Origin of the sequence: Flavobacterium indicum GPTSA100-9 = DSM 17447 (assembly GCF_000455605.1) — a bacterium.
Taxonomy (GTDB): Bacteria; Bacteroidota; Bacteroidia; order Flavobacteriales; family Flavobacteriaceae; genus Flavobacterium; species Flavobacterium indicum.
This window is the reverse complement of the sequence record NC_017025.1, coordinates 2,385,298-2,399,162: the sequence shown is the minus strand read 5'-3', so window position 1 is coordinate 2,399,162 and position 13,865 is coordinate 2,385,298. Positions and strand designations below refer to the sequence as shown.

18 protein-coding genes and 2 tRNA genes are annotated in these 13,865 nt (G+C 28.5%); 7 read left to right on the top strand and 13 right to left on the bottom strand.

Annotation, left to right across the window (positions count from 1 at the left end; all coding sequences use genetic code 11):
• Positions 1 to 51 precede the first annotated feature (51 nt).
• From KQS_RS11130 to KQS_RS11110, 5 genes are all read left to right on the top strand, one after another.
• Positions 52 to 124 (top strand) — tRNA-Met (locus KQS_RS11130).
• Between the two features lie 33 nt (positions 125 to 157).
• Positions 158 to 230 (top strand) — tRNA-Met (locus tag KQS_RS11125).
• Between the two features lie 18 nt (positions 231 to 248).
• Positions 249 to 527 carry a GIY-YIG nuclease family protein gene (locus KQS_RS11120; RefSeq protein ID WP_242400765.1) on the top strand — a complete coding sequence of 93 codons (279 nt, stop codon included), beginning with the start codon at positions 249 to 251 and terminating at the stop codon, positions 525 to 527.
• A 73-nt stretch (positions 528 to 600) separates the two neighbouring features.
• Positions 601 to 879, top strand: a complete 279-nt coding sequence (locus KQS_RS11115; protein WP_242400764.1) for a GIY-YIG nuclease family protein — start codon at positions 601 to 603, stop codon at positions 877 to 879.
• Positions 880 to 1,058: 179 nt separating this feature from the next.
• The gene (locus KQS_RS11110; RefSeq protein WP_014389283.1) at positions 1,059 to 1,511 is read left to right on the top strand and encodes a KTSC domain-containing protein; all 453 of its coding nucleotides are present in this window, start codon (positions 1,059 to 1,061) and stop codon (positions 1,509 to 1,511) included.
• Between the two features lie 40 nt (positions 1,512 to 1,551).
• Here the strand turns inward: KQS_RS11110 and KQS_RS11105 are convergent, their stop codons facing one another.
• The 10 genes from KQS_RS11105 to KQS_RS11060 form a co-directional block, all read right to left on the bottom strand.
• Positions 1,552 to 1,965 carry a hypothetical protein gene (locus tag KQS_RS11105; RefSeq protein ID WP_014389282.1) on the bottom strand — a complete coding sequence of 138 codons (414 nt, stop codon included), beginning with the start codon at positions 1,963 to 1,965 and terminating at the stop codon, positions 1,552 to 1,554.
• A 73-nt stretch (positions 1,966 to 2,038) separates the two neighbouring features.
• Entirely contained in the window at positions 2,039 to 2,842 is an 804-nt protein-coding gene (locus KQS_RS11100; RefSeq protein WP_041252092.1) for an endonuclease/exonuclease/phosphatase family protein, read from the bottom strand.
• A gap of 50 nt (positions 2,843 to 2,892) precedes the next feature.
• Positions 2,893 to 3,546: a hypothetical protein gene (locus KQS_RS11095; protein ID WP_014389280.1), complete on the bottom strand. Its 654-nt coding sequence runs from the start codon at positions 3,544 to 3,546 to the stop codon at positions 2,893 to 2,895.
• Between the two features lie 158 nt (positions 3,547 to 3,704).
• Complete coding sequence (locus tag KQS_RS11090) at positions 3,705 to 4,052, bottom strand: hypothetical protein (protein WP_014389279.1); 348 nt, start codon at positions 4,050 to 4,052, stop codon at positions 3,705 to 3,707.
• Between the two features lie 32 nt (positions 4,053 to 4,084).
• Positions 4,085 to 4,282: a hypothetical protein gene (locus KQS_RS11085; protein ID WP_014389278.1), complete on the bottom strand. Its 198-nt coding sequence runs from the start codon at positions 4,280 to 4,282 to the stop codon at positions 4,085 to 4,087.
• A 24-nt stretch (positions 4,283 to 4,306) separates the two neighbouring features.
• Positions 4,307 to 5,359, bottom strand: coding sequence for a type I restriction endonuclease (locus KQS_RS11080; RefSeq protein WP_014389277.1), 1,053 nt, complete (start codon positions 5,357 to 5,359; stop codon positions 4,307 to 4,309).
• A gap of 3 nt (positions 5,360 to 5,362) precedes the next feature.
• Positions 5,363 to 5,794: an FxLYD domain-containing protein gene (locus KQS_RS11075; protein WP_014389276.1), complete on the bottom strand. Its 432-nt coding sequence runs from the start codon at positions 5,792 to 5,794 to the stop codon at positions 5,363 to 5,365.
• Positions 5,795 to 5,902: 108 nt separating this feature from the next.
• The gene (locus tag KQS_RS11070) at positions 5,903 to 6,568 is read right to left on the bottom strand and encodes a helix-turn-helix domain-containing protein (protein WP_014389275.1); all 666 of its coding nucleotides are present in this window, start codon (positions 6,566 to 6,568) and stop codon (positions 5,903 to 5,905) included.
• A 3-nt stretch (positions 6,569 to 6,571) separates the two neighbouring features.
• On the bottom strand, positions 6,572 to 8,218 hold the full coding sequence (locus KQS_RS11065; RefSeq protein WP_157868423.1) for a tetratricopeptide repeat-containing sensor histidine kinase: 1,647 nt from the start codon (positions 8,216 to 8,218) through the stop codon (positions 6,572 to 6,574).
• A gap of 52 nt (positions 8,219 to 8,270) precedes the next feature.
• On the bottom strand, positions 8,271 to 8,477 hold the full coding sequence (locus tag KQS_RS11060) for a hypothetical protein (RefSeq protein WP_014389273.1): 207 nt from the start codon (positions 8,475 to 8,477) through the stop codon (positions 8,271 to 8,273).
• A 327-nt stretch (positions 8,478 to 8,804) separates the two neighbouring features.
• On the opposite strand from KQS_RS11060, the gene KQS_RS11055 reads away from it, so the two are divergent.
• Both KQS_RS11055 and KQS_RS11050 read left to right on the top strand, forming a co-directional pair.
• On the top strand, positions 8,805 to 9,659 hold the full coding sequence (locus KQS_RS11055; RefSeq protein ID WP_014389272.1) for a hypothetical protein: 855 nt from the start codon (positions 8,805 to 8,807) through the stop codon (positions 9,657 to 9,659).
• 628 nt (positions 9,660 to 10,287) lie between these two features.
• Complete coding sequence (locus KQS_RS11050; protein WP_014389271.1) at positions 10,288 to 10,557, top strand: hypothetical protein; 270 nt, start codon at positions 10,288 to 10,290, stop codon at positions 10,555 to 10,557.
• Here KQS_RS11050 and KQS_RS11045 read toward each other — a convergent pair.
• The 3 genes from KQS_RS11045 to KQS_RS11035 form a co-directional block, all read right to left on the bottom strand.
• Complete coding sequence (locus tag KQS_RS11045; protein ID WP_014389270.1) at positions 10,554 to 12,560, bottom strand: ATP-binding protein; 2,007 nt, start codon at positions 12,558 to 12,560, stop codon at positions 10,554 to 10,556. The genes KQS_RS11050 and KQS_RS11045 overlap by 4 nt on opposite strands.
• Before the next feature lie 26 nt (positions 12,561 to 12,586).
• Complete coding sequence (locus tag KQS_RS11040) at positions 12,587 to 12,838, bottom strand: hypothetical protein (protein WP_014389269.1); 252 nt, start codon at positions 12,836 to 12,838, stop codon at positions 12,587 to 12,589.
• 260 nt (positions 12,839 to 13,098) lie between these two features.
• Positions 13,099 to 13,794 (bottom strand): LytR/AlgR family response regulator transcription factor, encoded by a 696-nt coding sequence (locus tag KQS_RS11035; RefSeq protein WP_014389268.1) that lies wholly within the window; start codon positions 13,792 to 13,794, stop codon positions 13,099 to 13,101.
• Positions 13,795 to 13,865: the final 71 nt, after the last annotated feature.

The window sequence follows — 13,865 nt, the reverse complement described above, 5'->3', positions numbered from 1 at the left end:
CATTTTTTTCTTGTTTGTATTGATATTATTTGTATATTTGCACTCACAAATCGCGGGATAGAGCAGTAGGCAGCTCGTCGGGCTCATAACCCGAAGGTCACAGGTTCGAGTCCTGTTCCCGCTACTAAGAAAACATATTGAAAATACAAACGCATATCGCGGGATAGAGCAGTAGGCAGCTCGTCGGGCTCATAACCCGAAGGTCACAGGTTCGAGTCCTGTTCCCGCTACTAGTAAAGCCATTCTTATTGAGTGGCTTTTTTTATATTGAAATGGATGAATTTGTGGTATACATTTTATTCTCTGAGGGATATAATAAGACCTATGTTGGTTTTACCTCTAATTTGATTGAACGATTTAAATCTCATAATTATTTGAGCGAAAAAGGATATACAATCAAGTTCAGACCTTGGAAAGTAATTCATGTTGAATTTTTCACAACTAAATCTGAGGCTTTAAAAAGAGAAAAACTCTTTAAAACAGGAAAGGGCAGGGAGCTTATAAAAGAAATTATTTCTAAATTATAATCTCTTGGGCTCATATCCGCCGCGGCGGACACAGGTTCGAGTCCTGTTCCCGCTACTAGTAAAGCCATTCTTATTGAGTGGCTTTTTTTATATTGAAATGGATGAATTTGTGGTATACATTTTATTCTCTGAGGGATATAATAAGACCTATGTTGGTTTTACCTCTAATTTGATTGAACGATTTAAATCTCATAATTATTTGTGCGAGAAAGGATATACAATCAAGTTCAGACCTTGGAAAGTTATTTATGTCGAATTTTTCACAACTAAATCTGAGGCTTTAAAAAGAGAAAAACTCTTTAAAACAGGAAAGGGCAGGGAGCTTATAAAAGAAATTATTTCTAAATTATAAGCTCTTGGGCTCATATCCGCCGCGGCGGACACAGGTTCGAGTCCTGTTCCCGCTACTAAGAAAGCCACTCAATCAGAGTGGCTTTTTTTATAATGGTAATATTTACATTTATTCTTTATAGTTTTTATAAAACTTATTTAGATTTATATCATTTAAAATAATATTGGAAGAGCAAACTCATGAATTCAAAAAAAATTGCAGAATACAGAAAGTTATTAAATGTTACTAAAGAAGCAACATTAAAAGAACTGAAAACGATATATCGAAATAGTATGAAAGAAGATCATCCCGATACGATTTCAGATCCTATAGCTCGTTTAGCTGCTGAAGAACGAAGTAAAAATATTATAGAAGCCTATCATTTTTTAGTGAGTATTGCGCCAGAGACTCAAGAAAAAGTGAAAGAAACTTACGAACAAACCATTACAACTTCTAATATTTTGGATTTTTGGATGGAAAAAGGGGTGTTGTATATTAATTTTTTAGACGGAAATTGTTTTGAATATTTTGGTGTTCCAAAAAATGTGTACATCAAAATGATTAATGCAGAATCCCCTAGCCGTTTTGCAAGAAGACACATTTATAAGGCTTATTTATACAGAAGTGCTAGTAAATTGGTTGCCATGGACTAATGGAAATCAAGATTTCTAATACTATAGGTTTGTTGAGGGTTTACTTTTCATCGACGGTTAATTCGTATTTGTTTCCATCTTCATCTGTTGCAAGTAGTTTGCCATAACCAATCCATTCCACGTCGATTTCAATTTCATTGCCGTCTGTTTTAGTTAAAATTCCATTGCCATACTTTCCGTTTACGGCTATATTTCCAGAAACTTCATTGCCTTCGTTGTCAAAACCATAAGCATTATAATTATAAGTATAATCGCCCGAAGTACCTGTTCTGTATTCGTATTCTTTAGTTGTATCTTCATGATAGGTGACAGCATCTTTTGGTGGTGTTTTTAAAAAAGGCTTGATTTGTTCTTTTTCAATGGCTTCTTTTTTTACATTGTTTTCTTTACAATTAAAGAAAAGAACAAATGATAACACAACTAAAAGGCGACTTAATGGAAATCGTTTTTTCATCCTAATACTATTTACTTCAAAAGTAACTTAGATGAAAAATTATTTTTTACGGATTTCCGTAAAGCACGGTAAATTATTTAACGGTAATTTCTGTTGTAATTGGAATATGATCAGAGATTTTTCTTGCTTCTTTGAGGGAGTTAAAAGAGTTGTAAAAGTGAATTACTTTAGAGTTACTAATGCTGATTTTTGAAGAATTATACCAAATATTATCAAATTCAGAAGCCAAACATTCGTCTTCTACACATTCTTTTTTTAATGAGGTTTTTTGTTTGGTAAACACACATGTATAGCCCATTTTCTTCAGTGGATTAAAAACGGTATGCGATTGCGGACAATTAAAATCCCCTACAAAAAGCAAATTCAATGTTGGATATTGTGCTGGTAAAAATTTAAAGTATTTTATTTCGGTTTCGGGTTGTTTGCTTTTGGTTATGGCGTGAAAATTAGCAATTGTAAATTGCTTGCCTTTATAATCAAAGGTACAATAGTAGGGTTCTCGGTCGATTTCCAATTGGTATTTTTTCTCTAACCAAGCATCACCAATCTTTTTAACTTTATTGGTTTTCCACAAAAAAGCATAGCGTTCGGTTTTGTAGGCACTACTACTCGTTGGGTCACTAATTGTATAATCCCATTTTGAACCTTTTCTGTTGAGCTCATCTGCTAATTTAGCTACAGCTTGTGCACCGCCATCACCAGCTACAATTTCTTGTAACGCCACTACATCATAGTCATTGATGGTTTTTACTATGAAAGCAATATCCTTGTCAGATTTTGAACTACCTAAGTTTTCTACATTCCAAGAAAGTAGTTTGACTTGGGAGAATAAAATATGACATGATAAAAAGAGTAGTAAATAAATTATTTTCTTCATAAATCTAAACCAATACAAACTTCCATAAAACAAAAGTACAAGTTTAATTTTTAAATTGAATCCCAAATAATGCCAAGTTCATCACAAGCATATTCTATTTGTTTTCTTCTTGTTTTATATGATTTTGGAGCGTTATCAAACGTCATGTTAAATACATCAATAGAAATACAAAAATTTAAATTTGGAGTATCTTTTGATTGCTCTTCTAATACTTGATGAATTAATGTTGCTACATTTTTCCTGTCATCATCATTCAATTTATGCCCTTTAACAATGTTGAATTTAATTCCTCCAATGAATGGTTTATTTTTTATTGTGCCTTTTATTAATACATCTGGATTGATATTAATATTTAAGTCTTTTACTTTCAAAACATATTTTTTGTTCGACTTTACCCTTTTAAATTTTAGCAATTCTTGCGGTAATTCAATATTTAAAAAACAATTTAAGGCTTCTATTGATGTTTTTACATCATTTTCTTGAAAATCATTTTCATTAATTTTACTTGATAATTTCTCAATTTCACTTTCAATAATAGATTTATTAAAATCTTTTATTACGAAGTTTATCATTGCTTTTCTTGCATCCGCATATCTAATTGCAATAAAATCCATAGGTTCTTTTTGGTCTTCTATAATTCTTCTTCTTCTAACTGAGTCAGCTTTGAGGTATTCTGCTAATTTGTTAACTGATATTTTTTTCATCCTTATTTCTTTTTAATATTAGCAACGTCTTGAGATGTTATTATGCAAACAAAATGTTTAAATTATTTTGCCATTGTAAATTAAATCTGTTAAAGTATTGGAGTTTTAATCATATTGTCTTGGACAGAAATTTAAGTGATATTTTATTATTCATTTTTTTAATCTCTGCAATCAATCATAATTGTTCCAGCTTTACAGATATATACATCATTAACCTTTGTATTACCTTCATAATGGTTTTTTAAATCTTCTTTTAAATCTTCATATTCTTCCTTTTCAACAGCTTTTAGAATCTTAACATTAATTAATCTACCTATTGGAGTTATTGTGTATAATCCATCACTTGTTGTTTTTGCATTTTCTGAATATCCAAGAATTCCATAGCTTTCATAGGTTGTATACAGTGATTCTACAAAAAAATCGGTTTCCTTAAACAACTCACTTTTACCTGGAGAACAACTGACAATTAAGAACAAACAAATTGAAAATATTAGTTTTTTTTTCATCATAACTATATTTGTAGTATTTAACAATCAATTTATTTTTTGTGACAAGAATTACAGCACCAATAACATCCATCAACTTTTGAATATGTTTTCTTTGCTTCTTTTACTGCGTCATTACAATTATTAAATTCACCGAGATACTTTTTATCACTTGGTAAATAATTACAGTTAGCTGTATGAACTTCGTGCTCTCCAGTTGATTGTGCTTTGTTGTTTACGTAATACTTCATGATTTATAAAATTTAAATTAATAATTATTCCACTTCATACAACCCAACCGTTTCCAACAACTCTTTCTCAAACAAATAAATATCATCAATGGTTTCTATGGGCTGGCGCGTTTCGTTTTTATCGTTGTTAAATAAACCAATGTATTTTTTACCTCCATTTAGGTGTAAACGACATAAAGGTTTTCGGTTATTGTCATCTAAAAGAATTCCGAAATAGGATTGTGTATCTCTATAAACTATTCGATGCGTTGGCAGTTTTCGTCTTAAAATAGCAACTACAATTCTGTACGCCTCTAGTTCTTCATCACTTGTAACGACTTTGCTTTGCTCAATTTCTTCAATTTGGTCTTTTTCTTGAATGATAACTTCTTTGTTAAGCGCAAAATGCAATCTTTCGTTGATTTTTTCACCAATGAGCTGACCAAATGCTTTTTGAACTAATTCAGTGAATTCATCGATTACTTTTTCTGTTAATCTTCCGCTATAGATTTTTGAAGCGAAATGTCTAACAAATTCATTGGATGGATTCTGAATCTCTACATCGATTTGTTTTCTGATTTCTTTAATGTATTTTAATGAACTGGCATTGTCTAAAATCTTATTGACATCAAAACTCGATTTATGAAATTTAGCAATCTCGTTTACTGCACTGTCTTTTAAATTGGTAATATCAAATTCAAAAAATGGTTTTTCATCCATTTTGTTTTTCTCGTCTAAATCAGTGAAAAATTGATATTGAATACCATTCGTCAATAAGGCAAAACGAGTTTTTGACACATGAAAATAACGAAACAATTGCGAACTATGCACGCTCAATTTTTCTTTCCAATTTTTACATTCAATAATTAAAATTGGTTCTTCATTTTGAATAATAGCATAATCTACTTTTTCTCCTTTTTTTAAGCCTAAATCGGCAGTAAACTCTGGTACAACTTCTGTGGGATTGAACGTGTCATAGCCCAAAAGATTAATAAATGGCAATACAAAAGCATGCTTTGTTGATTCCTCGGTTTCAATTTTATCTTTTAACTGATTGATTTTATCAGCTAAAGATTTGAGTTGTGTTTGTAGTTCCATGGTTTAAAATAAATTATCGATTTGAACTTCATACTTTTCACAATTTTGAATATCCAATCCTATTACATCAATAGTTTTTTCTGCGCCACCTGCAAGATTTGCAGCATTACCAAAACCTGTTCCAACAATATTTCGGTCTTTATCATAAAACGTAGCTTTAATATCTAAATAATCAATTAAATTATCAGTATTGTTCTTAACTCTACAATGTATTGTATATGTATTCATTCTTTCTTCAAAAGTTGCATTATGTTTTAATATTTCAACTTCTGGAATTTCATTATTAGGAATTGTAGTTGTTGATTCACTTGATGATTTTAAATGCTCTTTCTTTTCATCTTTACTCAAATTCGATAAAAATCCTATGAAGATTAATACTCCAAAGCCTATTAATACTTTTTTACCCAGTGACATTTTTTTTTGGTTAGTTTCCATAGTTATTTTTTCATTTAAAATTTGTTTTCCAAACTTAAACCCAATAAAAATGTATTCCTTACGGGAATCCGTAAAGTGATTGTTTTTTTTAATTTAATAGTGAAAAAATTAGATGATGCCTAAATCTTTGGCAATAGCTATTAAGTGAATGTTGTTACTCGCTTTGAAGTAATCTTTGAGTTTAGCTACACGTTTTTCAATAGTGCTTTTGCTATTTGGAGTAATATTTAATTTTTTAAATAACCCTTCCATGTCTTCAATAGCCACACCGTTGGCAAGGTGCGTTAGTAAAGTAATGTCGTAATTGTCAATTTCTTTGCCTGTTTTGTCTTGTAAAGTGTGTGCTAATTCGGGAGAAATAAATGTTTTGCCATAAAGTAAGGTTTCAATAGCTGTTTTAAGTTGGCTAATACTATTGCGTCCTTTGTGTACATAGGCATTTATCTTGTGTGTATTGAAAAGTGTTTTTATTGTATAGGCTTTATCTTCAACGGAATAAACAATTATGTTGAGTTCAGACTGCAAGGTTCTAATCACTTCAATGAGTTTTTCACCTGAAGGTATTTCCACTTTTCTATAATCAGCAACAAAAGATAAATCGCAAATTAGTAAATCGAAAGGGGCATTATCTTGTATGGCTTTTTTAAATTTTAATAATGCATCATCACAATATTTTGCGTATTGAATCTCTTCTACGCCCAGTGATTCTAGAGTTTGCTTTACAGCAATATTAATACTGTCGAAATCTTCTGCTATTAAAACTTTTTTAAACATAGGTTATGGTTTTGGAATCTGAATTTTAACTTTAAACCCTTTATTAAGTGCTGTGTCAAAAGTAAGTGTTCCATTAATAGAAAGAATACGGTTTTCCGCATTTTGAAGACCATTTTTTAAATTTATTAAGTTATCCGTACCAATTCCGTTATCAGAATAGTTAATTTGTAACTGTTTATTGCTCGTTGTAAAAGTAATACTCGCTATGGTACATTGGCTGTGTTTTTTCATGTTAACCATTAATTCTTGCAATACTCGATACACTACAATTTTTACTTCTTTAGACGTTTTTATTTGATGAAAAGCAGCTACATTTACAATGACGTTTCGATCGGCCGAATTATATGACGCAAGTAGGGCTTTTAATTTTTCAAGATATAATTCGCCGGTGTCAATGTCTTTATTTTCGTTAGATATATTTCTTGTTCGGTTGTAAATAGTTTCTAAGTTTTCTAATAAAGTATCTTTGTTTTTAGGATTTAATAAATCTTGTGTTTCAGCAAAAGCAATAGTATTGTGGACATCATTTGCTAATTCGTCATGCAGTTTTTTTGCAATTCGAGTTTCTGTTTGATAAGCTGTTTCTCTAATTTTTTTGTGGTTTCTTTTCTTGATTTTGTAATAAGCAAATAATCCAATTCCAAAAAGGGAAATAATTCCTAAAATTAAAAATTCTTTGTGACGCTTTTGTTTTTCAAGTTCGTTAAGTGCTTGTTTGGAATCGTATTTTATTTTTGCAAATTGATTTTTAGCAACTTTTCTTGCTTTCACTAAGCTATCAGTTAATGTGAAAGTTTGTAGAGCATAGTCTTTGGCATTTTTACCATCTGATAATTTGGTTAAAAATTGTAATGCCTCAATTTTATCATCAGGGTTTTTAATTTTTGATGCGAATTTTAATGCTTGAATTGCATATGCTTTTGCAGTATCCTTGTTAGATTGACTGTAATATTCTGCTAAATGCATGGAGGTAGCAGTTAGTCCAATTTCATCTTTACTTTTTTTTCTAATGCGTTGAGCTTCAAATAAATTTTTTATACCATTCGATTCGTTTAATTTAAATTGAGTATATCCCAAATTGTCTAAAACTCGGGCGTAGGTAATCGTGTCGTTTTTAAGGGAGTCATTATCCTTTATAGCGCTTAATACTTTTTTGGCTTCCGTAAATTTATTTTGCTTTAAGTAGTTATAAGCAATGTTATTTTGAATAATTAATTTAGCTTTTAAAGTGGTGGCTAATTTGTGACTTAAATTGTAATATTTTAAGGCCTCTTTATAATCCGCTAATTCTGAGTAGGATAAAGCGAAGTTGTTATACATAAATATTAAATAACTTCTGTCTGTAGTTGCTGTAACGTATTTTAAAGCCTCAGTTAAATTCTCTTCACATCCATGATAATCATTTTTTAATCTTTGAATTTCTGAAAGCATTAATAGAGGATAAATGATTGTGTTTTCATTGTTTACTTTAGAAGAATAAGACTTAGATTTTTCAAAATACACATAGGCTGAATCAAACTGATTTTTTTTAAATAAATCATTTCCTTTGCTAGTATATTCATCGTATTTTTTTTGTGATAAAATGTCTGTATCACATGAAAATAAGAGCATACAAATTAAAATCGGGAAAAGTACTTTTTTTAGTATCATTTCCCGAAATTAAGAAATCTATTTCAAAATGTAAAATAGAATAAATTATGAATTATGGTTTAGGGGGTTTTATTGGTGTGGAACCTCCTTGACCACCTGTATCACCTTCTGCAATGGTGTCGCCCTCTTTTTGCAATAAGGTATTATCCAATTTTTGAATTTTTGCGTTGGAGTTAGAAGTTGGGAAATCCTTATCAGTTGTACATGAAATGGCAAAACTACTTAATGCTACGAAAGCGATGAATACATATTTTTTCATTTTTTTAAAATTTAAATTGAACATAATTTTGGCTGTTCGGAATTATTCCGAAGTCGGTTTTTAGAGTTGAGAAACTCCGGCCTTTTTTGTATTTGGGAAGTGAAAGTGTGCCACTACAGAACGTTCATTTTATACTTCCCGAATAAAAATTCGGTTCTGTATAGCAACACTTTTTTGAAATCAGTTTTGTACATTTGTTTCAATAGCTAGTTAAAACAAGAACTGATTCTGAATCAAAGGAATTGCGTTTTTGTGTGAGTGTTTATAAGGAATTCCGATAATTCTGGTAATTCCAAAGAATACTGATAAATGCTTAAAAATTCCGTTATGGCTAAAACATTTGATGATTACATTCTTGCCGTAAGAAGCAAATATGAAGTTGAAAAAAGTAAGGTTTATTCTGGTTTTCTACTAAAACCTTCTCCTGCTCAATTGCGAGATTTATGCTTGATTCTTCATGATAAAGGACTGTGTAAAAAAGATCAAGAAGTTTTTGAATTGTTTTTTAAAACAAAGCCCGATATTCAATTAAGAAAAGCTATTGAAACTATTGATGTAGAAAAACTAAAAAAGATTTGTAATTTTTTGAATGGAAAATCTCAATCAACTAGTCAAAATTCATTAAATCTAATAGCAATATTGGTTAATTATGAATATCGTCCATTTAGTCTGTTTTTAGTTTCAGATATTAATTTGGAAAAAGAAGATAAAATAGCAACTAGTAAATCTAATATGGGATTAGAAATACTTGAAGTAGAAGCGCCTCAAAAACCACTACCTACAGCACAAATAAGGAAGAAAATTGCTATTGGATTTTTAGGTTTAATTGGATTAACTTCTATAGGTTTTACAGCAAAAACATTACTGGCACCTGAACCACAATGTATGCAGTGGCAAAAAAATCATTATGAGGTTGTGGATTGTACCAATGAAAATGAACAACAGGGATTATTGTACCGTAATGAAAGCATCCCATTCGATGAGCATCAAAGTCAATTACTTAAAATAGAGGTTTCGGATACCACTACTTTTTTTAAAAATGGAAAGGCGGTGTTATGGTATTGTAAAGTGGAAGGAAAGCCCGAATTTTTTAATACTCATGGTGTACATCCTGAAACAGGAAAGGCATTAAAGCCTGTGAGTGAATATATTGTGAATAAATATGTAAAACGCGTTAATTAGTAAGAAATATATTTTTGGATTAAAAAGTAAAAACTTATTCAGTCTGCATCTTTCATCAAAATAGTTGTATAAAAAATAAGCCATTTTTTTAAAATGACTTATTCTTAAAAATCAAAATTGATAATTTAATATTTATTTTTTTAGAGAGTTAACATTTAATTATAAAAATGGAATAAAATGGAATGTATTAGATGATTTATTTATTTTATTTTTTTTTTCAATTTTACTTCTTTCATTTTTACTATTAAATTCCTATTTCTTTATTTTTAACGGAGAAAAGCATTTTGATACTATAATTTTTATAACAAAAACAATTTTTATTTCTTTGTTTTCATCAGTTATATTTTTTATTTCGTTAAAGTGGTGCTTGTTTTATTTAAATACAAAAAAACAATATTGTAAAATAAAATTAAACCGTAAATAATAATTTAAAAAACCGTAATATGTTCTTGTTACGAATACCTAATTTAGCAGTATCCAAAATCATAATCAAAAAGTTATTTTAATTTTTTGGGTTTTTTTGAAAAAATTAGGGGTAGTAATTTTTTTATTTAGTATTAATAAAATAATTTAAGAATAAAATTGGGGTTTTATTGTAGATTATGGTTTTGGATTTTTTAAATTATTTATGTCAGTATTTATTATTACATATGATATTTTAAATGTTAAATCAGATTATGATTCACTTTTCAACGTGTTAAAATCTGCCAATTCTTATTACAGACTCTTTGGTTCTGTTTGGCTAGTAAAAACAGAAGAATCTATTGAACAATGGAATGAGAAAATAAAAAAAGTAACTAATAATCCAGACCAGTTTTTTATCTCAGAGGTTACCCATCAAATGAAACAAGGATGGGTAAAAAAAGCAGCCTGGGAATGGTTGAAAAAATATGATTAAATTAATACTTTTATTGTTACTTCTGTTCCTTTATTTATTTCAGAGTTTAATTTAATAGTTCCATTTATAGTTCCAATTCTTTCCCGGATGTTCTTATATCCAATTCCGTTTTTTGCTTCATCTGAATTAAATCCAACACCATCATCTTTTACTTCAATTAGTAATTCATTTTCCGATTGTGTTATTTTAAAAGTGCATTTTGCTGCGTTAGCATATTTAAGCGTATTTTGAAATAATTCTTGCGCAATTCTGTAGATGTTGATTTTTATAATACTAGAAATAGCATCCCAAGAAATGGTTGGGTCAATTTCGCTTTCAAATATTGTTCTGGATAAATTATTTTGTGAATGCGTTAATTCTTCCAATATACTTTTGAAATCAATTTCTTCAAATTTATTTTCGCCATGTAAATCATGTGAAATCTCTCTAATTTCGCCCTCTATTTTTTGCAACATTTCAATATAATACAATCTTTTTTCCTTTATCTCCTCTTCATCAAATCCATTTAGCATTCCTAGATTTAAGCGTACACCATAAATTTGATTCATAACACCGTCGTGTAATTCTTTTGCGATTCTGTTTTGTTCTCTTTCTCGCATACGAAGCATTTCTATTTGTTGATCTTGAAATAGTTGATAAATTTCTTTTTCAGCTTTTTTCTTTTCTTCTAGTAAAATGAATTCTCTTTTTTGAGCCTTAATTTGTTTGTAAAAAATTATTGATAACAAAATAAATCCTATACCTATTGAACTAATTAATAAAAATAAATTCTTCTTGGTTAATACCTTATTCTCATTTTCAACTTTGGATGTTTCGTATTCAATTCTCGAAAATGTTTCTTTACTTATTCTTTGTTTTTTCGAAATACTATCATTGGTTTGTAAATATTTATCTTTATAATAATCTTTGTTTTTTATATCTATTTTAGATAATGTATTTAAAGATTTTAAGATTTCTTGTCCAATTTCATATTTATACGCTAACTTTTGAGTTTGATATAAAAAATTTACTGCCTTAGCGGTATCTTTTTTAATTAGATAATAATCAGCTAAATCACTAAAAACATAGACATTATTTTTCTCTAAATTATTATCAGTAAAATATTTAAGAGAATAATGCTTTTCTTTTTCAACATCCTTTAAAATATTTGCTTTCATCTTGTTTGTCGAATGATTATTTAACAAAACAGCATATAAATAAGGATTTTTTTTTCTTAAGTTTTCATTGACAATTTTGTTTAAAGTGTATACGGCTTCATTGTATTTTTTTTGTTTTACATACCAAGTTGCTAAATCATTTGCAAGTAATGTTGAATAATTTTCAAAATTTGAATAATTGGCATTTTTCTGTTTTTGTTTGTCAAGATAAATTTTCGCTTTTTTATAATAACTATATGCATTTTCATAATCTTCCAATTCTAATAAATTTCCGAATTGCAAGGCATGACACATGTATAATAATTCATAGTTATTTGAATTTATAAGACATACTAAAGCTTTTGAAACTTGTTTTTCGCTTTCAATGAAATTGCTTTCATAATATAATAAATGGGCCTTATTATAATACACTTTAGCAAGTCTACCTAAATCTTTTGTTTTTCTGTAAATATTTTCTGATTCTTTATAATAAAAATAAGCACTGTCATTTTTTTTAAATTCATAAGCATCACCAATATAATAATAAGCACGTCCAATTGAGAAAGAATCTTTTTTTTGTATTGCTAATTTTAAAATATCTCTGGATACTTTTAAATATTTTTTATTTAAATCTAAAAAATAATATTCTGAAGCAATATTGAATAATAAATTAATTTTAATAGAATCATTTTTTGTTGATATATTTTTAAAAATTGAATCTAAATACTTTTCCTTTTTTGTTTTAGATAACTTTTTATAGTTGTAATCTTCTAGTATATTATTTTTACTAAAATCATATTCACTTTCCTTTTTTTCGCATGAAAAAAGAAATATCACTAGTCCTAAAATAAAATATAACTTATTCAATAGTTTTTTTATTCAAATATATAAAATTAATCTTTTCCTTTAGGCTTAAGCGGATCGCCAATTACAGGAATTGGATCTGGAATTACAAATGTTGTATCCTGATTTTTATTAACTGAATCATCTTCTCTCATTGTGTTAGACATATTTTCAGTTTCTGAAATTGAATTAATTTTCAAGTTATTTTTTGTAAAAGTTGGATTTTCAACTTGTAAGTCATCAGTTGAACAAGAAAATACTGTTACACTGATAAGTGCGATAAATGCTAATTTAGTTTTCATAATTTTGTTTTTTTAGAAATTGATTAATTACATTTTTTCTTATTTGATAAGAAATTGATTCGAGACAACCAGGGATTGTTGTTTCGAAAATTGGTTTGTAATTTTCCCTTTTACAAACGATTATGAAGCTTCATTGTTATTTTTGTACTATGCAAATCTAGCTAAATACTATTTGTAAAGTACTGTTTTTTAGCTAGATATAGTAATTGGTGGTTCTGTACTAGTAGTTGGTATTAAATTGAAAGTGATTGAAAAAAAAATTAATTTTCAATTTTATCAATAATGATGTCAATAGTGTCTTTATGTGATCTTGAATAAGGGATTTGATGGTCATTGTTTAAAAAGACACTTGATTTGCTCACATTGATTCGACTAATATGATTGATATTGACAATGTAGCTATTGTGAATTCTGAAAAAATAGAAAGGTAATGCACTTTCATAATGTTTCATGGTCTTAAATCCGGTAATAATTTTGCCCGTATTTAAGTAAAAATCAGTAGTGTTGTTATCGGCTTTGACAAATAAGATATCGCTTAAATTAATGAAATTGTAATCGCCACTCGTTTTAACGCATATTTTTTCTAATTTCTTTTTTTTTGTTGCTTTTAAAAATTTTAAAATACACTTTCTAATTTCTGCTTCTTTTAAAGGAAACAACATAAAATCTGAAATGTTATGTTTAATTGCTTGATAAGCCGCTCTTTCTTCCGCATTAATGCCAATTACATAAGGAGTGTTGTCGCTGTAATTTAATAATTCTGACAATAATGAAATTGGAATATCTTCGTTAAAATTGAAAAAAATTAAATCGGGCTTTCTTTCTAAAATAGCATTAAAAGCAGCATCATAATCATTGTAAATTCCTAAGCACAATAATTCGTTAAAAGAGTTTAAAAATTCTTTTTTTTCTATAACTTTATTTTCTGAATCTATTATGATGTAGGAGTATTGCACAGAAAAGTTTAATTTTGATGCAAGTTACTTATCATTTCAGAATTTAAATACGGTTTATTTTATAAAGAATT